This window comes from Candidatus Falkowbacteria bacterium, assembly GCA_018674305.1.
Taxonomy (GTDB): domain Bacteria; phylum Patescibacteriota; class Patescibacteriia; order UBA11705; family JABHMO01; genus JABMRF01.
Genome location: JABHAL010000002.1, coordinates 36,114 through 55,811 on the forward strand (window position 1 = coordinate 36,114; position 19,698 = coordinate 55,811).

Sequence of the window (19,698 nt, forward strand, 5' to 3'; positions counted from 1 at the left end):
TTTACACTTTACTCTTTACTTTAAATATTTATATTTATTAGTTACATGTTCATCGTGATTTTTACTGTAAATTATATCGCCTTCAGGAGTATTCAAAAAATACCAATAATTAGTTTTTTCAGGATACACCACCGCCTTAATTGCTTCAATACTAGGATTACAGATTGGACCTGGTGGCAATCCTGGATATTTGTATGTGTTATACAAACTATCAACCTGAGTATCCACTAAACTCGGAGCAGCAATCCCCTTGTCAGTTACAAAATTTACAGTAGCATCGGACTGCAAGGCCATACCAATCTCCAATCGCTTATTAAAAATATCAGCAACCACTTGCCGGTTCTTATAACCAAACATTTCTTTCTCAACTATACTTGCCAAAGTCACAACTTCAAAAACAGTCTTGCCCTGTCTTTTTATTTCTTTTCGTATTTCATCAGTTAATTTTGAGTCAAAGTTACTCAACATTTTTTCAGCAATCTTACCCACAGAACTATTTTGATACACTCGATAAGTATCAGGATATAAATATCCTTGTAAGTCAGCGGACCTTGGCTTATCAATCAAAAAGAAAAAACTTTTGTCATTAAATTTATCACTATATTCAATTAACTCACCGGCTTTAATTAAACCTTCACTTGCCAGAGACTCGTCCATTTGTTCCACACTCCATCCTTCCAGTAACGTAAATTCAGTTTCTTTTGCGGCACCCATTGTTTCAGTTAAAAAATTCGCAATTTCTTTCAAGCTAAGGTCTGTACGTAGCTCAAAAGTACCGTCAACAAACTCAGATCTTTTGCCCGAAGAGGCTACATAGACCTTGAACCAAAATGGGCTCTTAATAAAACCTTGGGACTGTAAATTGTCTGCAATAGCTTCAACACCCTGCCCTTTTTCAATAATAAACTGCCTTTCTCCAAAAGCATTATCATGTGTAGTATTAACCTGCTGATAAAAATAAATTATAAAAATTAAGAATATGACGACAATTACACCAACAACTTTTCTCATATATTATAAATATTTATTCATGTTATTTTCTTTAAGTTTTTCCACAACCTTTTTTACCTTTTGAGCTTTTCCTTTGGGACAGATCATCAGCACATCCTCTGTGTCAACTACAACTAAGTCCTCGATTTCAATGCCCACAATTAGTTTATCACTCTTGCTATAAATCAAACAGTTTGCACTATCTTGACTGATATAATTACCATTTATCACATTACCATTTTTGTCACTTTTAGATTTCTGAGATTCATGTAACACATCAAAAGCACCAACATCACTCCAACCAAAATCACCCTTAATAATCAAAACATCTTTAACATCAATCTTTTCAGTTATAGCATAGTCAAAAGAAGTTTTTTCCATTTGTGAAAAAGCCAAATTAACTTTACCTAAATCATTTTGCTTAAAAGCTTCTACCATTTGTTCTAAGTATAAATAATGTCCTGGACAATATTTCTCAAAAGCCTGTAAAATTTTTCTTGGTGTCCACATGTAATAATTAGCATGCCATAAATAATCTCCAGCTGCTAAATATTCTTTTGCCACCTCAAATTCTGGCTTTTCAACATGTCCTTTGAATTCATAAACCTCAATCCCATTATTAGCCTCAACTTTTTTACCAATTCGGGTATAACCAAGAACTGTGCTAGGGAAAGTTGGCCAAACAGCAATGTCCAACATTTTTCCAGTATCACGAATCAACTGATCCGCCCGTTTAATCATCCTAATAAATTTAGTAGTATAACTAATATAATGATCTGAAGGAATAAAAGCAATTGGTTCATCCGGAAATTCAATTGACAACTTTGCGGCCACAAAGCCCATAGCAGCAGCAGTATCCCTTTTTTCTGGTTCAATAATGTAGTTTTGTTCTGGAATATCTGGAACCAAACTTTTTGCTTGGCTCAACAGCTTATCATTTAAACAAACATAAATATCATTGACATCAAAATCATTACGAAACCGGTCAATGGTTGTTTCATACAAAGTTTTGTCGCCTACAAGACGACTGAACTGCTTGGGTTTATTTTGTCGACTAAGCGGCCAAAGTCGGGTTCCTCCACCTCCAGCCAAAATGACTATTTTCATATATATAAAATTTACTGTAAATTTAAGAAAAAATCAAGTTTTTATTTAACTAATAGCCAAATTAACAACAATAATGCTAACCCTAATCTATACCAAGCAAACACATTTAGCTTGTTCTTCTGCAAGAATTTCATCAAAAACTTTATTACTATATAACCGACAACAAATGAACTCAAAAAGCCAATAATAAACAAAGCCATTTCAACTGGCGGTAGTTCGCCCCATTCTATATCCAAAAACTTAAATAAACCCGCGCCTAAAACCACAGGCACACTCAAAAGGAAGGAAAATCGAGCGGCTTCATAACGCTTCATTTTTGTACTCATTCCTGCTACAATAGTTATACCAGAACGAGAAACGCCAGGAATTAGAGCCAAGGCCTGGGCACAACCGATATAAAATGCCTGCCAAAATCCAATTTCCGAAAAATTCTTTTTCTGTCTAGAAAATCTTTCAGCTGCAAAAAACAGTACTGAAACTAACACTAACGTAATAACAACTGTCCAGGAATTCCGAAAAACATTTTTAATCTGCTCTTCAAAAAGAAAACCAATTATGGCTGCCGGGATTGTGCCATAAATCAAAAGGCCAACTTCGCTTAAATCCTTTTTATTAACCTGGCGATTCGGAATAAATAGCTCCAAAACTGCTACTATATACTTCAGTAATTCAACTCGAAAGTAAATCACCACTGCCAACAATGTCCCCAAATGCAAAGCCACATCAAACGCCAAACTATCTTGAAGATTAAATTTTAACAAATCGTGAAGAATCACCAAATGCCCAGAACTGGAAACTGGAATAAACTCAGTTATCCCTTGAACTATTCCTAAAATTAAAGAGTAAAAATATAACATATTATACTATCAGCAAGACATGTAAGACGAGCAAGACGAGTTTGATCAAAAAACTTGTAACGCTTGTTTCACTTGTCTCGCTTGTCTCGCTCGTATGAACTATCAACTTATTATTGTGCCGCTAATGGCGGCAATTATTGCTCAACTTATTAAATTAATTATCAACGGAATTCAAGACAAATTTTCCTGGAAAGACTTGAACAGTTATGGTGGGATGCCCTCATCTCACGCAGCCCTAGTCACAGCATTATTTGCTATCACCGGCCATTTCGAAGGCTGGGATAGTGCTGCTGCCGCATTAGCTTTAATTCTAGCAGTAATTGTAATTCGCGACGCAGGTGGCTTTAGAATGGTATTAGGTCGACACGCACAAGAACTAAATCTTTTAGTTCATGGCCTTAAGTCAGCCGAAGGCGCCAAGTTCAACCACTTAAAAGAAAGACTTGGCCACACTCCACTTGAACTATTTTTCGGTGCCTTAACTGGGGTATTGATTGTAGTTTTATATATTCTAATTTTTTAGCTTCCTTATTTCTGACATTCAGGACAATAGCTGGACGTACGTCCGGCTATTTTTATTCTTCTCAACTCAGAGTTCTCACACATCAAACAAGGTTTTCCAACTCTACCGTAAACTTTCAAAAACTTTTGAAATCCTCCAAGTTGTCCTTCACTATTCAGATAATTGCTAAACGAAGTTCCTTGATATTTTATAGCTTTTTGTAAAATTTTTGTTGTATTAATAAATATTTTTTTTCTTTCAACCTTGCTCAAGGTTTTTATCCGTCTTTGTGGTTTAACGCCTGCGGCGAAACAAGTTTCATCAACGTAAATATTACCTAAGCCTGAAATGTCCTTTTGTTCAAGAAGCAGTACTTTAATCATTTGGTTTGGGCGTTTACTCAAGACTTTATTAAAATATTCAAAAGTATAATCTTTATCAATTGGTTCAACCCCATACCGTGCTTTTGCTTGTTCCATTTCAAGTTTATCAACTAATTTCAAATAACCAAATTTTCTTACATCATTAAAATATAGTCGCGAACCATCAATAAAGTCAAACTGTACTCGCGTAAATTTATTTGGCAAAACTTCTTGATTTTGAATAGGATGCCCACCTGCCACCAGACTACCCTTACTCGACTGGTAAACTAATTGCCCAGTCATTATCAAATGAACTAGTATAAAATCGTCGCTTGTTATTTTAAAAATCAACAACTTTCCCTTTCTTTCGATATCTTTAATTTTCTCATCTTTCAATAATTTAATAAACTTCCCGGCATTTGGGGAAATTTTATTTTTAAAACTGGATTCAATCCAAACTCTTTTAATTTTTTTATTTAAAACTTTAGAAACTAAACCCAGACGAATTGTTTCAACTTCTGGCAATTCTGGCATAGAACACAAATATCGCACAAATATTGCACCAATATTACGCAAATATTATTACAATATTGGTTAAATATCTGTCTAATCTCTGTTTAATATTTCATAAACTTAAAGCCTAAATTAACGACCGCCCTGACATTTCATCAGGAATATCAATATTCATCATTTTTAAAATCGTTGGTGCAACATCAGACAAAAGACCAATCGGCTGAACTAAACTTAAATCATTGCCTACCAACTGAACATCCTCGATTGTTTTTCCTTCAAATTGTTTGCCAATCACTAGACACGGCACAGGATTAGTACTATGCTCCTTGTCTTTTTCACCTGTTTGTAAGTTCACTAACTCTTCAGCATTACCGTGGTCTGCAACTATCATTGCCTGCCCGCCTTTTGATAAAATTAAATTCACAACATCGCCCAACAATTTATCAGTATACTCAATTGATTGAACTGTTGGCTTAATTTCACCAGTGTGACTAACCATGTCAGGATTGGCATAATTAACCACAATAAAATCATGTTTCTCACTCATAATCTCTTTCATCAAATCATCAGTAACTTTCTTGGCTGACATTTCCGGCTTTTCTGAATATGTTGCCACCTTTGGAGAAGGAATTACAATTCTGTCTTCGCCTTCGTATGGATCCTCCGTTCCACCACTAAAGAAAAAAGTAACATGGGCATACTTTTCAGTTTCCGCAATATGCAACTGTTTGTACCCTTTTTGACTTAAAATTTTTGGTAGTGACATCTTGATTTCTTCTTTTGGAAAAATAACTTCTACTGGTAGGCCCTCCTCATATTCTGTCATTGTAGCAAAAAACAAATTTGCAATTTTTTCACTTCTCTGAAACTTATCAAAATCATCCATAACAAAAGCTTTAGTCAACTGCCTAGCACGATCAGCTCGATAATTGAAATATATCACCGCATCGTTTTTTTCAACTACAGAAGTTGGCCTTCCATCTTTACCAATTACAACTGGCTCAAACTCTTCATCATAAACTTTATGCTTATAAGAACCCTGAACTGCTTTTACTGGATTTTTGTAATACTCTTCACTTTTTCCTTCGACCATTGCTCGATATGTTTTTTCTATCCTTTCCCAACGATTATCACGATCCATAGCAAACATACGTCCATGCAGAGAAGCCACTACGCCAACACCAATTTCCTTGAATTTTTCCTCAAGTTCTTGAATGAATCCTTCACCACTATTATATGGTGAATCACGGCCATCTAAAAATGCATGTACATACACTTCTTTAACTTTATTTTTCTTGGCTAATTCCAAAAGACCATAACAATGACTGTTCATACCATGAACCTTACCTTCACTCATCAACCCCACAAGATGCAATTTTGAATTATGTTTTTGTACATGAGCAATTGCCTTCTTGAGAGTTTCATTTTCAAAGATTGTCTCATCCTCAATTGCCTTGCTAATCCTAGGTAAGTTTTGATAAAAAATCTTCCCTACACCTAAATTCAAATGACCAACTTCCGAATTCCCCATTTCACCCCAGGATAACCCCACAGCCTCACCTGAAGCTAACAAAGTCATAGCAGGATAATTTGCTACTAATTTATCAAAATTAGGTGTTTTGGCCAAAGTCACACCATTACCTTCTGACGCTGGAGCAATTCCCCAACCATCAAGAATTATAAGTACAACTGGTTTAGGTATTTTTTGCATATTTTGTTTATTTTATTAGAGATTTTTTTATTTTTTTTGAAATATTTTCTTGATTATATAAATCATATACTGTTGGCGCAATATCACCTAGAATACCTTTTCTTAATTTAACCCCCTTGTGTTCATCAGAAACTAGAACAAACGGGACTGGATTAGTAGTATGCCCAGTCCAAATCTCATTTGTTTTTAAATCAATCATTTTTTCAGCATTACCATGGTCAGCAGTTATAATTATAACACCTTTATTTTTTAATACTAGCTTAGTCAATTCACCAATACATTTATCTACATGGTTGACTGCCTCCACGACTGCCTTCAAATTACCCGTATGACCTATCATGTCTGGATTAGCAAAATTAATTGCAAAGAAATCGAATTTTTTTCTTTCAATAAATTGTTTTACTTTGTTAGTTATTTTGTAAACACTCATTTCAGGTTTAAGTGCATAACTTTTCACTCGAGGTGAATTAATTTTAAGCCTTGCTTCACCGTTTACCGGATCAGCTGAACCTCCATTCATAAAGTAAGTAACATGGGCATATTTTTCTGTTTCTGCAATATAAAGCTGTTTTTTGTCATCCAAAATTATTGGCAAAGTTGCATTTAATTCAGCAGCAGGATAGGCAGTTAAAATATGATCTAAATCTGGGCCAAAATCAGTTAAAGCACAAAACTCCAACCCTTTGTATACTTTAGATCGACGAAAAGCACCTTTATTCATTCTATTAAAATCATGTTGAACAAAACATTTGCTCAACTGCCTGGAGCGATCAGAACGCGCATTGAAAAATATCACTCCATCTTTTTCTTTTATTCTAGTCTTTTCTGTCTGCTTTTTGTCTTTACCAATAACACACGGCTCGATAAACTCATCCGTTTGCTTTTGATTATAAGCATGTACGATCGCATCACGATAATCATTAAAAAATGCTCCTTTTCCAATAGTCATGCAGTCGTAAGCTTTTTGAGTTCGTTTCCAGTTTTTACCTCGATCCATAGCATAAAACCTACCAATCAAACTAACAATTACAGCTTTACCGTAAACATTTTTCAATACTTCATCAACAATTTTCAAAGCATGAAACTGCGGCGCATCACGCCCATCCGTAAACAAGTGTAAATATATTTTCCGAAGCCCTTTACTGTAAGCTAAATCAACCAAAGAATACAAATGATCCAAAGATGAATGTGGACTTTCTCCATCTGAAACCATTCCCATCAAGTGCAAGGCTGATTTATTTTTTTTGACTACTTCAATTGTTTGATTTAAAGCTGAATTTTTCTTAAATCGTCCATTCAAAATGTCTTCGGAAATCTCAACTGCGTCGTCTTTGACAACTCTTCCTGCGCCTATATTAATATGCCCAGCCTCAGAATTCCCAACATAATGTTTTGGTAAACCAACATTAAGACCATGAGCTTTTAATTCTGTATGCGGATACTTTTTCCAAAGCAAATCAAAGTTTGGCTTTTTCGCCAACTCAATTGCATTGCCTTTGCTTTTTGGTGCAATTCCCCATCCATCTAGAATTAATAATACTACAGGTCCCATAGAATAATCTTACATTTGTGAATCAAAACCACTGATGGTATTAATAAAATCTTCTTCAATTTGTTCAGCAGCTTCCGGATTCGTCTTTTTTAGTTCATCAATCGCCCTGTGTCTGGCACTTTCTGATGCTCTCAAAGCTTCTTTTAACATCGTCATTTTTTCCATCACCAAGGCTTTAGCTTTTTCAACTAAAACATCTAAAGTAACTCCCTCTTTTCCTTCAACTGTTCTTGGTATTTCCATCTCTGTATTCATATTTTTTTTGGAACTTATTAATTATTTTAAGTCTAATTCAATCGACATTAAACGATTATACTTAGCCACTCGCTCACTGCGAGACAAAGATCCGGTTTTGATAAAATCTGCATTAACCGCAACTGCCAAATCAGCAATAAAGGTATCACAAGTTTCACCTGATCGATGTGAAATGCTAACTTTATACTTATGTTTTTTTGCTAAGTAAATTGCATTAATGGTCTCTGTTAAACTACCAATCTGATTTAGCTTGATTAAAATCCCATTACCAACTCCCATATCTATCCCCTTTTGCAGACGTTCAACATTTGTAACAAACAAATCATCGCCAATTAAAGTTACTTGAGAACCAATAAAACCAGTTGCTTTCATCCAGTTAATCCAATCATCCTCATCTAATGGATCTTCAAGTGAGATTATTGGATATTTTTTCAACCATTTATCAAGAGTTTTTATAACTTCATCTGCTGAAACTTTTTTCTTTCCGGATTTATCATTCAATGAATAATTTCCGGATTTTTTATCATAATATTCAGACAAGGCCAAATCAGATGCTAGAAACGCATCCTTTCCAGGTTTATATCCTGCTTTTTTAATTGCTTTTATAATAAATTCAAAAGCCTCTTCATTTGATTTTAAATTAGGCGCGAACCCACCTTCATCACCAACCAACGTTTGGTAACCTGCGTCTTTTAATAACTTTTTAAGAGAATGGAAAACTTCTGCACCAATTCGAACTCGCTTTGCAAAAGAAGGCGCCTTTGGCACAACCATAAACTCCTGAACTGTGACTGAATTATCAGCATGTTTTCCGCCGTTGATAATATTCATGGTTGGCAATGGCATCTTCCATCCCTTTTCTTTCAGCTTGTAAGTTTCTCGAATATAACGATAAAGTGGTTTTTTCTTTGCTCTAGCGCCTGCTCGAGCGCACGCTAAAGAGACAGCTAAAATTGCATTAGCACCAAGTTTTGCTTTGTTCGGTGTACCATCAAGATCAAGCATCAACTGATCAATCTTTTTCTGTAGAGTAACATTGATACCTTTTAACTTAGGTGCGATTTTTCTATTTACATTGTTAACAGCTTTTAATACGCCCTTCCCGTTGTATCTTTTTTTGTCACCATCTCTTAATTCTAATGCTTCATGAATTCCAGTAGAAGCTCCGGATGGGACAAAGGCCCTAGCTTTTATCCCGTTAGTTAATTCTACCTGTGCTAACACAGTTGGATTACCACGAGAGTCCAAAATTTCACGAGCAAAAACTTTTTTGATTTTCATAATATTATTTTAATAATGATTTAACACCTGGTAAATTTTTTCCAGCTAAAAACTCTAACATGGCCCCACCGCCAGTAGAAATGAAGTCATAATACCGACCCATTCCTGACATTTCAATTGCCAAGGTTGTTTCGCCACCTCCAGCAATACCAATATTTTTTCCCGATGACCGTGCACCAATTAATTTAGCTAATGCTATAGTGCCATGACTAAATTTTTTATTTTCCAGCAAGCCCATTGGACCGCCCCACACAATAGTTCTGGCTTCACGAATATGTTTTGAAAATAATTTAATTGTTTCAGGTCCAATATCTAAAATCATTTCATTTCTATTGCATAAATTCTTATCTTTTCCGATTTTCTTGACAACAATTTTTCGCATTGATTTATCAGAAATAATAACATCTTTTGGTAATAATATTTTTCTTGAATTCAACATTTTTTTTGCTTTTGATATTTTTGACACTTCAACCAAAGAATCTCCAATTTTGAAACCTTTCGCTAACAAAAATGTATTTGCCACACCTCCGGCCACCATAACTTTCGAATAAGTTTTTAGAAAGTTTTCTACTACATCAAACTTTGTTTTTACTTTTGCTCCGCCAATCAAAGCAACTGCCGGCTTTTTCGGATTCAATGCCTTACTTAAATACTTTACTTCATTCTCAAAATTCAATCCCGCGTAACTTGGTAAAAACTTAGTGATTCCAACAGTAGAAGCAGTTTTGCGATGACTAACAGCAAACGCCTCGTTTACAAAAACATCACCAAGTTTTGCCAATTCCTTCGCAAGCACTAAGTTATTTTCATCTTCTCTTTTATCGTAGCGAACATTTTCAAGTAACAACACTGTGGCAGTCCCAGACTTGAATTTGACATCAACACCTTTTAACTGCTTTTTCAAAACCTTGTAAACTGGCTCCAAACTTAGACTTTTCACACGTCGACCTTCAGGTCTTCCAAAATGAGAGATCAAAACTATTTTACATTTTTGCTTTATTAAATATTTAATAGTAGGTAAAGCTCTCTCAATCTTAAAATCATCCTGGACCTTGCCTTTAATTATTGGGACATTAAAATCTACACGAAGGACAATTCGTTTATTTTTCAAATCCTCCTCCGGCATTCGCCGAACTTTGTTTTTAATTGATTTTAATTTCATTTTTTTATTTTAATCCCCTGCAATCGAAATCAATTCCCAGGAGCTACCGTCAACTTTGTTAATTTTAACTTTTGCGCCCTCGGCAACTGTATTTCTACTCAACATCTGTAAATTGAACTCTAAATTTTCAGAACTAATATCTGCACCATGTTCGATCACTGAACCCAAATCAATCAAAATCTTCTTAACCTGCTTGAGGTTATTTTTTTTCGCTTGTTCCAGCACAAGCTTGTGGATTTTGTCCGCTACATGAAGATCATGCATAATTTTTTGATATATTAATTATAGCATAATATTTATTGTAATTAAAATTACTTTATTGACAAAAGAGGTCTTTATTGTTATATTAATAAAAATGAACGTTAACAAGCAGAAATGCTTTATATAGGAGGAGGTTATGGTCTGGACAAGTGCAGATGAAAGCCGAGCACGCAGAGAGGGGTTCAGTGTTGAGCAAGAAAGAAATCGCCAACGGTATATAGATCACATTAAGGCGAATAATGCTCTACAAGAGAAAGAAAAAGAAAGAAAAAAAAGAGAAAAAGAAAAAGATGATGATAAGATGAAAGTCCAGTTAGTATTGATGTTCTTTGTTGCTCCAGTTGTGATTATTTTTATGATTGTCCTTTTAATCATTCAAATATCTGGCAACGGTCACATCCTCACCGGTGATTCCAAAATTGCTTCTGAGTATAAGCAAAAGAGAAAGGAAGTAGTAGAACTGCAAGAAAAATTGTCCGAAAAAATAACTAAACTGGGAGTTGCTGAAACAGAATTCAAAGCAACAATCGCTAGCAATGTTGGGACAATTCAGAGTAACATTAGACGTGGGCAAATCAGGAGCTTCAATGATGCAGTAAGGAATCAAGAAAGCAACACCAAACTCAAGATAATTGCCAAAGCACAAGCTTATCTCGAAATCGTGACTGCTGAGAAAAGAGCAGTTGCCAGAGCGGGTGTTGAGCTTCAAGGAATACGGGCTAATCTTGACCTTGATCTAACAATGCTAAAAGCGACAGATCAAGAAGAAATGGACGATTTGATTAAAAAGCTTGATAATGTCATCACAAAAATCAAGCCTGTAGCAGAGGAATACGTAATCAATGATTACAACAGAGGTTCCTCAGATCTCAAAAGCACTTGGAATAAATATTTTATTCAGAAGTAGACGTGGACTCGACAATCTTATTGTCGAGTTTTTAAATTCAGAAAACATTGACAAATAACTAGAAATAAGGGAAAATAACCTAATTGAACTTTAACAACAAAACAAGGGGGAAACATGCGACATCATACAATATGTTTTTTTACATTAATATTTCTTCTTTGTTTACCCACCTGCAACAAAAGAGATGCAAAAAAGGAAACTAAGGAAAAATATGAAACTGTAATTTCCTTAATGGAAAAACTACATGAGAAGCATGTCAACATTGACAACACAATAAAAAAGTTCAAAGACAAAAAAACTGAATTCAAAAAAGCCATCAAAGGGATTAAATCCAAACGTGGAATTTCGTCTTATGCTGAGGCAGAAAACAACAAGCCTTTAATGATCCATCTAACAGCCTACCAAAAAGTTGAAGCATATTTAAAAATACTTAAGGAAGAAGATAAAAAAACTGAACAAGCCGCCATTGAATTATATGGTATTCAGATGCAACTTGAGCTTGACATTGAAATGCTTGAAAGCATAGAAAATGCCGACCTGGAAGAAACACTTAAGCAATTGAATTTAGTGATTGACAAAATCCAGCCTACAGCAGATAACCTGGTATTAAATGATGAAAACACACCCAAAACGCCACTAGAAAAACTTTTCAATGAACTTTGAAAACAACTCATCAAAACCAGCACCACACCGTGCTGGTTTTTTCATTGACAAATCATAAAAAATAAGGGAAAATAACCTAATTGGACTTTGACAACAACCCATTGAGGAGGCCTTAATGAAACATTACTTGAATACAATAGTTCTCCTACTTGTTATTATTTTCTTCTCGGTGACCTGCAGTAAAAATGAACAGCCAAATGAAGTCATAGATTCAAAACCCAACAGCTCCGCTAAACTACTTGCTAAATTCAAGCACACACAAGCAGTTTATGGAATTGACTGGCATCCTGATGGAAAACTAATTGCATCTAGACACTACCGAGACACAGCTTTCATCTGGAACACTGAAAACAAAACTCGACAATTTGTTCATGATGGCAAGCAACTCACCGACATAAAATTCAGTACTGATGGTAGTTACTTAGCCTTTATTGATCACGAAATTTCTAAATATAGCTGTCAGCGCGAATGTCGTTACTCTGACTATGAACGTTGCAATGACTGCAAGAAAAAACACGAGAACGATTACGATGTGAGATTCTTGTCAAAAGTCTACGACCTTAGACTAAAACATTACTTAAAAGAAATAGCAAGTGGCTCCGCTCAAACAATCTCAGCTGACCTCAAGGTATATGTCACCCACGCTCTCGATTCAAAAATAATCTACTTTGATGGGACATACTTCTTTTCCTCCAGCAGTCGTGCAGGGATGGAGACTTTCATAGAGTCTAGTTCGAAAAATCACTTTTTTCATGAAGTAAAAAGTTATTCTGTGCGAAAAACAGAAGAAACAAAAGAAGGAAATACACACCTCGGCGCAATGACAATTTTCTTGTCCACAAAAGGAAATCTGTTAAAGATTTTCAATCAAGCCGACGACGGGAAGGGGCCTCATTGTTCCATAAAACAATGCAGTCATGATTACAAAATTATGGCTGCAGAGTGGCAACCCGGAACTAAGAAAATAACAGTTTTAAGTTCTGACAACATTCTAAGTCTTTGGGATAGTTGTTTCTCAGGTAAACAGCTTTACACCTACAATCACTCTGGCAGTGAAGCAGTGACCCTAAAATGGAATGTATCAGGTGATGTTCTGGCAGTTCAATTCATGAACAATATTTTACTGTTCAATGAAAAATTGGAACTCCAAAAAACACTGGATATTATGAGTAATGATATTGCCTGGAACAAAGATGGCAATATTTTAGCAGTCATTACCAAAAATAAAATTTATTTTTGGGACAACCTGAATTCGAATCTAACTTTTCATGAAAGTTCAGAAAAAATTAATGATTTTGCCTGGAATCCGGAATTCAATCAATTCGCCCTGGCGACTGAAGTGAATGACGACGAAGGCTTTGTAGAAATTTGGGAGATTGACTCTTCTTATAGAATCATCGTCGCCAACAAAAAGAGAACTTCCAATAATACAGAACATCAGCTGACAATCAAAGAAGAAACAGTAAAAAAATTAACCACTGTTCGCTCTCTCATAAAACAATTACAAAAAAAGGAAGAATCACTATCAGATGATCTTCGATCCTTCCAAACTGACGTAGACAGATACAAATCAACAATCACTGACTTGAAACTACACAACAATATTGCAAGCTATAAAGAAGCGGTCAAGAATGACCGGATAAACAATTATCTTGTAGCGATGCAAAAAGCTTTGGCCTACATGGACTTTATTAAACATGAGCTTTTAACTACTAGCAAAAGTTTAGTGGAGTCTGAAGGCACTCAATTACAACTGGAGCTTGATGCAAAAATTCTGGACAGCTTAGACGAGAACAAATTGGACCAGATGATTGCTCAATTGGACTTGGTTATCACAAAAATTCAACCAAACGCCCAGGAACTCGTGATTAAAGAAAATGACACACAAAAAATACCATTAGAAAAACTATACAATGAGTATTTTGAAGATGAGTAGATAACACAAACCAGCACCACACCGTGCTGGTTTTATTATTGACAATAACGTAAAATATTAGTAAGATACAATGATTATGAACTTTTACAACAAAATGACAAGGAGGCCCAAATGTCCAGATGGCTAAAGACAATTATTACTGTTATTATTATCATTTTTGCTTGTTCTTGTAACAAAGACAAAAAGGCCAAGAAAAATAAGTCAACTCGTCCTGAAGTCGCTGAAAAAAACTCCCCTAACTCCAATACTGAACCAGCTCCCCTCTCACAAGAAAAAGAAGCTCCACCAAAGTCAAAAAAAGAAATTTCCGAAGAAAAGCTTGAACATGTAAAGCATCTTCGCAGAAAACTCGAAAGAAAAGAAAGAACCTTGGCTGGCGCACTTATTACATACAAAGACAAAATTTCTATTTTTGTTCAAGAAATCAAACAAGAACGTAACCGTAGAAACTTGGTTGAATACAATCAGGCAATTTCAAGTAATTCAATCAAGCATAATCTCGAGGCAATTCAAAAAGCTGAGGCCTACTGGGGAATTACTAATAGGGAAAAAGTAAAAACAAAACTGGCAATTGTCGACGCAGAAGGAACTGAAAAACTACTTGATCTAGACATCACCATGTTTAGCACCATGCCTGAAGATGAAATCGACAAACTACTTGATGAACTTGACCTTGTAATTAATAGAATCCAACCGACAGCCAGAGATCTTGTTATCACAGACAAGGAAACTGTGCTTACTCCTCTTGATGAGATTTACGAAAAACATATTCGTAAAGAGGAACGTGAGCGAGAAAAAAAGGAAATTGAGCGTAAAAAAAAAGCTGAAGCTGACCGGTTAGAACGAGAGCGTCAGGTAAAACTAGCAAAAGAAAAAGCGTTAGCAGATACCCAGGCTCGTGCAGCCCTTAATGCTGAAGCTCGTCGCCAAGCGTTAATTGCTAGGAAACAAGCCGATGAAGAGGCTGCTAGTCAAGAGAGGACTGCCAGACTACAAGCAATCGCCGAGGCTACACGCCAAGCAAAAATTGCCAGACAGCAAATAACAGCCGAAGAAAACCGCATAGCTGATGAAGTAGTAAAACAAATTGAGTATAAGAAACGCGAAGCTGAAAATCGTGCCCGAGAAAAAGCTGCTGAACTTGCTAGTAAGCAAAAAACAGCAGCAGCGATTGCTAACATCAAAATTATCAAACCCACTATCTGGACTTCTATTGCATATTACAGACCTGGGGGTGATGGTGCAGGTTACATCCGTTGGTCAAATGATAGCAAAGCAGTGGCTATCACCACCTCATCAAAAATGACTATTAAGGGTGTTCCTCAAAGCACAACTTATGAGCTTGAATCTAATTACGATAACAGCGACTATATAACCGACATGATCTGGTCTCAAAGCAAAACCAAAATTGCAATCTATTATTCACATTCTTGTGCACTGGAAAGAGGAAACGCCAAGATTGCAATTTACTCGTTAACAAATGATAAAGAGCTCTGGAGGGTGGAAGTCGAATGCTCCCAAGCCGCTAGTTTCCTTGGTTGGTTTGGTGATTATATTGTCCTTAAAGCATCCGCTGGGTACAGTAGAAATTTTCACATTTACATTATCAATACGAAAACCAAGAAAACTCAATCATTCACAGCTGACGCGATAACCCCAGTAAACAACTCCTCTGTCTTTGCTGCAAGCTCAAAAAGAATAATCCAAGTCAGTCTTTCTGACAGAACAATTCTAAAAGAGTTTAAGTTTTGTCGAGATGATGACGAGTCTCTTTATTATTCTTTTTGCCCAGGAGAGATTGACATTCATAAACTCGCCTACACGAGCGGGCATCTAATTTCATCAGAGTCGCCACAAAACGGAGAAAGTAGCTTCTCCATTTGGGACACAACTTCTGGAAATAAACTCCACTGGTTTAAAGGTGACGAACCAAGAGATCTTTGGTGGCTAAAAGACGGCAAAACAGCAGTTATTGCTTTGTCGTCTGGCACAATTTTTACAGTAAATGCGAAAAGTGGATCAATTTACGAGAAAAAGCTCGTAGATGGTGCGATTGGCTTTTATGGCTATAATGTAAACACTTGGTCCACTAAAAAACCTCATCTTGTTATCAATAAAAATTCTCCTCAGCACGAAACAGCTCTTAATGAAAAAGCAGGTTCGTACAATACTCTCTTTGTCATGGATATTAGGGACCAACAAACAAAGGCCGTCTTGGTTATGGAGTCAGATATCTCAGATTCTGTCAGACTTTCATGGAGCCCAAACGGCAAGTACCTCGCAATTGGAGACAAGGGACTCCTTCATGTTTTCAATGTAAGCAATATTTGACAATAAACCCACCTTCGACAAGGTGGGTTTTTACTTGACAAAACCATTAAAATGTATAAAACTAGTATGAAAGGTTGATCTTTAACAGAAGGAGGTCGTGATGACGAAAAGATTAAAATTCTCCAGACTTATCCTAGGTATTATCTGTATCGCACTTGCAATTCTGATTTTCATGGCCTTAATTCGTTTTGGCACTGTATTTGCTTTTCTCATGATCTATCCGTGGATTTCCGACGCCTTGCAATCCTCTGCTGGAATGAATCACTGGCTAGCAAGTATAATCGCCTTTGTTCCGGCAGTCGTCGGGGTAATCGGCATTGGGATGCTTTTCTCCTGGAATAGGAAAAGACGAACTATCGGCATGGTCATGGCGGGTATCGCCTATCTCACCACGTGCGCCTTTATGTACTCCATTGAGGCAGATCGCTCATTTGACCCCATTACAGGAAAAGCAAATAAATGCTATGCTGCAGGCTTAAACGGTTATGAAGAAATTTCTTGTGAATGGAAATTCCATCCCGAGACTGGCAATCCCGTCATCACAGACCTTGGTGAAATTAAAAAAATCATCACCTCAATGAATGTTTCAGAAAGTGAACCAAGGATCTCCAATAAGGTCCGTCCAAACAAAAACCTACGTTTCTTCTCTGTTGATGGAACACCTATGTATTGGTACTATGAATTTCCAGATGGCGTAATTGACATGTTTGACTCCCCTGGTAGACATCCACACTTCAACACAGTACTGCAGCCCATCACGCCAGAAATTGTAAAAATCGTTCTTTATCCTCAAGATAATTGGGATATTGAAAGAGTTAATTTGCCAGACTCAAAGCCCATCAGCCAGGGTGACCCAAAAGCGCTTTCATCTGCCAACAGCGGAAACGATAGCGCTATGGAAGAACTTCGCGATCTCTATATCGAGAGAAAAAAGCAACTAAAACAGTAAATCACAAACACAAGGCCCACCGTAACACGGAGGGTCTTTTTTATACTTGGTAATTAAAATTTAATGCGTCGCGCAACTGATACATGGATCGTATGCCCGAATCAAAGTTTTTATTAACGAATCTCTCTTCTTATCTGACAACTTTTTAATTTGCGGCAAATATTTCTCAAGATCTTTTTCCAAATTAGCCAAAAACATAGCGGTTGGTGTAATTACATTGCAATGAATAATTTCGCCCACCTTGTTAAATTCATATTCATGATACAAGATCCCACGAGGTGCCTCCATCACAGCATAACCCTTACCAGCCTTAACTATGAAATCAACTTTTAGGTTTTTCATAAACTTCGGTTTTGCTCGCAGTTTCTCATATTGGACAAAAAGTTTATTTATCTCCTCAATTGAATTAATAATCTCAGTTGTCTGGGCTACTATATTATAGAATGAATTATAACACGGCAAGTTCACTTTTAGCTTATTCCAAGAAGCTTTTGCCTCTTTGTTCAGCTGAGCATAATTATTGTTCACTCGAGCAAGAGCGCCAACCATGAACGTTTCTTTCATATGATGTGAGCGTTTAACTTTTTCATATGGTAAAACAGTTTCTTGCACGTCACTTAGGAAATCCTCGACTTTATCATAACTATCATTATCTGAGAAATAAATGCTCCCATCATAAACTGCATATTCATTTTTATTTTTCAAAGAAACATAATTTGTTGGTCTTTGAAACTTTGGTAATTTATATTTCAAAACCACATCATGAATTTGCCTAGCTTGTAATAGAACTTGCTTTTGTTTTTGCATTAATTCTTTAAGTTCAACAAAGTCTGGCTCAACATTAAATCCACCAACTACACTATTAATCGGATGAACGGTTCGACCTCCAACAACTCGCGCTAACTGCACTCCCCAATCACGAACTTGAAGAGCAATTTTTGACTCTTTGGTATACTTATTTATCAAAGCAAAATTATTACTAACACCTACGATATCAGGAAACGAGAAAAAGAAAGCATGTACTGCATGACTATGAATTATTTGCGCATTTTCTAGGATCTTACGAAGCAATATTATTTCCGGAGTTACCCTGACACTAAAAGCTGCCTCAACGGCCTTAATTGAAGTTAAATTATGCACAATCGGGCATACACCACAAATCCGCGAAGTTACAATCGGAGCTTCGTAATATTTTCTATTTAATAATATTCCTTCGATCAAACGAGCTCCCTCTTCTGTGTCCACGCGAGCTTGAGCAAAATCATTACCAAGCAAAGCCCCAACGAAACTCAGGTGGCCTTCAGTTTTGGCGATGTGATTTATTTTAATAGTTTTCATAAAGGATATTTTATTTTACCTGTATTAACAATTAACATTTTTTTATCTTTCGGTAATTTGTTTTTCAATTGAAGCATCAACGCCAACCCAGCAATACCAGAGGCCTCACAATCTATTTGTTGGCACGCAGCAACTCTCAAGGCCTCATCAATAAATTGTTCTTTAACGTTATAAACATCCGATTTCGAACCACAATAACCAGCATAGCGATAAAGTTTAATCCACTGCTCATCATAATTAACAAAGGGCAAATGAGGGGAAAACAATTTATTAGCCTTAGTCTTCGGATTGTTAGTGGTCGACCCAAAAAAATTACAAGCTCTCAATTTATTCACTCTACCCCTAAACCTTGGGTCATGATGACTTGTCACAACCTCCCGTTTATTAATATTTAAAATATTTTCAAATAAATGTCCCGACCCAAACGGAACAAAACAATAGTCAGGAGAACTGTTAATAATTTCATAACTTAACCAGTCATAATATCTAGTTGTCGGATCAAGTGCTTCACTTGACGTAATATCGAAACCATTTTTATTTTTTGTTAATCGCAAAATTTCATTCCAAGAAAACGCTTTTTCACTTAAATCAGTTTTAAATATCTTGCAACCAGTTTTATACAAAAATTTCAGAATTTCATCATCAATGTGATTATCAACTAGTACTCGCAAATTAGGTAATTTATACTTTTTCAATTGCACCTGAATGGCAATCGCTGCTGAACCTGATGAGATTATTGAAACATCGGGTAATTTACTTATTTGTCCCCCTTTTTTTGACAACAAGAAATCACGATAAGTCACTACCATTTCCCAAGCCATTCTATCTTTATGCGTCCCCGTTGGATTATGACTTTCATCCTTCAACCAAACATTATTAAATCCAGGTACTTTTATTTTGTAAGTTGGAGTAGCGGGAAACTTCGGATCATCAACTGGAAATTCGGGCTTTTCTGGATTATTTTCCGATGCAATTACAATTGACTTTAATATTTTTTCTTCTTGCTTGGTTAATGCCATAA

General features: G+C 36.0%; 18 protein-coding genes. 6 read left to right on the forward strand and 12 right to left on the reverse strand.

Features of this window, described 5'->3' with window-relative positions; translation table 11 throughout:
* Positions 1 to 15 precede the first annotated feature (15 nt).
* From mltG to uppP, 3 genes are read right to left on the reverse strand one after another with little or no spacing between them, the layout of a single operon-like run.
* Positions 16 to 1,011, reverse strand: coding sequence for an endolytic transglycosylase MltG (gene mltG, locus HN643_00880; GenBank protein ID MBT7500212.1), 996 nt, complete (start codon positions 1,009 to 1,011; stop codon positions 16 to 18).
* A gap of 3 nt (positions 1,012 to 1,014) precedes the next feature.
* The gene (locus HN643_00885) at positions 1,015 to 2,097 is read right to left on the reverse strand and encodes a mannose-1-phosphate guanylyltransferase (GenBank protein MBT7500213.1); all 1,083 of its coding nucleotides are present in this window, start codon (positions 2,095 to 2,097) and stop codon (positions 1,015 to 1,017) included.
* Positions 2,098 to 2,138: 41 nt separating this feature from the next.
* Entirely contained in the window at positions 2,139 to 2,954 is an 816-nt protein-coding gene (gene uppP / locus HN643_00890) for an undecaprenyl-diphosphatase UppP (protein ID MBT7500214.1), read from the reverse strand.
* A gap of 94 nt (positions 2,955 to 3,048) precedes the next feature.
* Between uppP and HN643_00895 the strand changes: the two genes are divergently transcribed.
* On the forward strand, positions 3,049 to 3,477 hold the full coding sequence (locus HN643_00895; GenBank protein MBT7500215.1) for a divergent PAP2 family protein: 429 nt from the start codon (positions 3,049 to 3,051) through the stop codon (positions 3,475 to 3,477).
* Positions 3,478 to 3,482: 5 nt separating this feature from the next.
* Here HN643_00895 and mutM read toward each other — a convergent pair whose 3' ends face one another.
* The 7 genes from mutM to HN643_00930 form a co-directional block, all read right to left on the reverse strand.
* Positions 3,483 to 4,352, reverse strand: a complete 870-nt coding sequence (gene mutM, locus HN643_00900) for a bifunctional DNA-formamidopyrimidine glycosylase/DNA-(apurinic or apyrimidinic site) lyase (protein MBT7500216.1) — start codon at positions 4,350 to 4,352, stop codon at positions 3,483 to 3,485.
* Positions 4,353 to 4,458: 106 nt separating this feature from the next.
* Positions 4,459 to 6,042, reverse strand: a complete 1,584-nt coding sequence (locus HN643_00905) for a 2,3-bisphosphoglycerate-independent phosphoglycerate mutase (GenBank protein MBT7500217.1) — start codon at positions 6,040 to 6,042, stop codon at positions 4,459 to 4,461.
* 7 nt (positions 6,043 to 6,049) lie between these two features.
* Positions 6,050 to 7,594 carry a 2,3-bisphosphoglycerate-independent phosphoglycerate mutase gene (locus HN643_00910; protein MBT7500218.1) on the reverse strand — a complete coding sequence of 515 codons (1,545 nt, stop codon included), beginning with the start codon at positions 7,592 to 7,594 and terminating at the stop codon, positions 6,050 to 6,052.
* Between the two features lie 9 nt (positions 7,595 to 7,603).
* Positions 7,604 to 7,849, reverse strand: a complete 246-nt coding sequence (locus tag HN643_00915) for a hypothetical protein (protein MBT7500219.1) — start codon at positions 7,847 to 7,849, stop codon at positions 7,604 to 7,606.
* Positions 7,850 to 7,870: 21 nt separating this feature from the next.
* Positions 7,871 to 9,130 (reverse strand): phosphopyruvate hydratase, encoded by a 1,260-nt coding sequence (eno, locus tag HN643_00920; GenBank protein MBT7500220.1) that lies wholly within the window; start codon positions 9,128 to 9,130, stop codon positions 7,871 to 7,873.
* Positions 9,131 to 9,134: 4 nt separating this feature from the next.
* Positions 9,135 to 10,292: a phosphoglycerate kinase gene (locus tag HN643_00925; GenBank protein MBT7500221.1), complete on the reverse strand. Its 1,158-nt coding sequence runs from the start codon at positions 10,290 to 10,292 to the stop codon at positions 9,135 to 9,137.
* 9 nt (positions 10,293 to 10,301) lie between these two features.
* The gene (locus HN643_00930; GenBank protein ID MBT7500222.1) at positions 10,302 to 10,556 is read right to left on the reverse strand and encodes a hypothetical protein; all 255 of its coding nucleotides are present in this window, start codon (positions 10,554 to 10,556) and stop codon (positions 10,302 to 10,304) included.
* Positions 10,557 to 10,689: 133 nt separating this feature from the next.
* Here HN643_00930 and HN643_00935 point away from each other — a divergent pair, with 133 nt between their 5' ends.
* The 5 genes from HN643_00935 to HN643_00955 all read left to right on the forward strand — a co-directional run bounded on the left by HN643_00935 (position 10,690) and on the right by HN643_00955 (position 17,339).
* Positions 10,690 to 11,460 (forward strand): hypothetical protein, encoded by a 771-nt coding sequence (locus tag HN643_00935; protein ID MBT7500223.1) that lies wholly within the window; start codon positions 10,690 to 10,692, stop codon positions 11,458 to 11,460.
* A 231-nt stretch (positions 11,461 to 11,691) separates the two neighbouring features.
* Positions 11,692 to 12,123 carry a hypothetical protein gene (locus HN643_00940; protein ID MBT7500224.1) on the forward strand — a complete coding sequence of 144 codons (432 nt, stop codon included), beginning with the start codon at positions 11,692 to 11,694 and terminating at the stop codon, positions 12,121 to 12,123.
* Positions 12,124 to 12,238: 115 nt separating this feature from the next.
* On the forward strand, positions 12,239 to 14,059 hold the full coding sequence (locus tag HN643_00945) for a WD40 repeat domain-containing protein (GenBank protein ID MBT7500225.1): 1,821 nt from the start codon (positions 12,239 to 12,241) through the stop codon (positions 14,057 to 14,059).
* A 111-nt stretch (positions 14,060 to 14,170) separates the two neighbouring features.
* On the forward strand, positions 14,171 to 16,390 hold the full coding sequence (locus HN643_00950) for a hypothetical protein (protein MBT7500226.1): 2,220 nt from the start codon (positions 14,171 to 14,173) through the stop codon (positions 16,388 to 16,390).
* Positions 16,391 to 16,490: 100 nt separating this feature from the next.
* A complete protein-coding gene (locus HN643_00955) occupies positions 16,491 to 17,339 on the forward strand; it encodes a hypothetical protein (GenBank protein ID MBT7500227.1) in 849 nt (282 codons plus the stop codon).
* 60 nt (positions 17,340 to 17,399) lie between these two features.
* Here the strand turns inward: HN643_00955 and HN643_00960 are convergent, their stop codons facing one another.
* Positions 17,400 to 18,677 (reverse strand): hypothetical protein, encoded by a 1,278-nt coding sequence (locus tag HN643_00960; GenBank protein MBT7500228.1) that lies wholly within the window; start codon positions 18,675 to 18,677, stop codon positions 17,400 to 17,402.
* Positions 18,674 to 19,696, reverse strand: a complete 1,023-nt coding sequence (locus HN643_00965; GenBank protein ID MBT7500229.1) for a pyridoxal-phosphate dependent enzyme — start codon at positions 19,694 to 19,696, stop codon at positions 18,674 to 18,676. The genes HN643_00960 and HN643_00965 overlap by 4 nt, the downstream gene beginning before the upstream one ends.
* Between the last annotated feature and the right edge of the window lie 2 nt (positions 19,697 to 19,698).

Excerpts from the sequence above, each read along its gene's own strand:
- uppP (MBT7500214.1), bottom strand. The coding sequence starts at position 2,954 with ATGTTATATTTTTACTCTTTAATTTTAGGAATAGTTCAAGGGATAACT.
- HN643_00905 (MBT7500217.1), bottom strand. The coding sequence starts at position 6,042 with ATGCAAAAAATACCTAAACCAGTTGTACTTATAATTCTTGATGGTTGG.
- HN643_00960 (MBT7500228.1), bottom strand. The coding sequence starts at position 18,677 with ATGAAAACTATTAAAATAAATCACATCGCCAAAACTGAAGGCCACCTG.
- mutM (MBT7500216.1), bottom strand. The coding sequence starts at position 4,352 with ATGCCAGAATTGCCAGAAGTTGAAACAATTCGTCTGGGTTTAGTTTCT.
- HN643_00885 (MBT7500213.1), bottom strand. The coding sequence starts at position 2,097 with ATGAAAATAGTCATTTTGGCTGGAGGTGGAGGAACCCGACTTTGGCCG.
- HN643_00910 (MBT7500218.1), bottom strand. The coding sequence starts at position 7,594 with ATGGGACCTGTAGTATTATTAATTCTAGATGGATGGGGAATTGCACCA.
- HN643_00925 (MBT7500221.1), bottom strand. The coding sequence starts at position 10,292 with ATGAAATTAAAATCAATTAAAAACAAAGTTCGGCGAATGCCGGAGGAG.
- HN643_00930 (MBT7500222.1), bottom strand. The coding sequence starts at position 10,556 with ATGCATGATCTTCATGTAGCGGACAAAATCCACAAGCTTGTGCTGGAA.
- mltG (MBT7500212.1), bottom strand. The coding sequence starts at position 1,011 with ATGAGAAAAGTTGTTGGTGTAATTGTCGTCATATTCTTAATTTTTATA.
- HN643_00965 (MBT7500229.1), bottom strand. The coding sequence starts at position 19,696 with ATGGCATTAACCAAGCAAGAAGAAAAAATATTAAAGTCAATTGTAATT.
- HN643_00950 (MBT7500226.1), top strand. The coding sequence starts at position 14,171 with ATGTCCAGATGGCTAAAGACAATTATTACTGTTATTATTATCATTTTT.
- eno (MBT7500220.1), bottom strand. The coding sequence starts at position 9,130 with ATGAAAATCAAAAAAGTTTTTGCTCGTGAAATTTTGGACTCTCGTGGT.
- HN643_00955 (MBT7500227.1), top strand. The coding sequence starts at position 16,491 with ATGACGAAAAGATTAAAATTCTCCAGACTTATCCTAGGTATTATCTGT.
- HN643_00895 (MBT7500215.1), top strand. The coding sequence starts at position 3,049 with ATGAACTATCAACTTATTATTGTGCCGCTAATGGCGGCAATTATTGCT.
- HN643_00915 (MBT7500219.1), bottom strand. The coding sequence starts at position 7,849 with ATGAATACAGAGATGGAAATACCAAGAACAGTTGAAGGAAAAGAGGGA.
- HN643_00935 (MBT7500223.1), top strand. The coding sequence starts at position 10,690 with ATGGTCTGGACAAGTGCAGATGAAAGCCGAGCACGCAGAGAGGGGTTC.
- HN643_00940 (MBT7500224.1), top strand. The coding sequence starts at position 11,692 with ATGGAAAAACTACATGAGAAGCATGTCAACATTGACAACACAATAAAA.
- HN643_00945 (MBT7500225.1), top strand. The coding sequence starts at position 12,239 with ATGAAACATTACTTGAATACAATAGTTCTCCTACTTGTTATTATTTTC.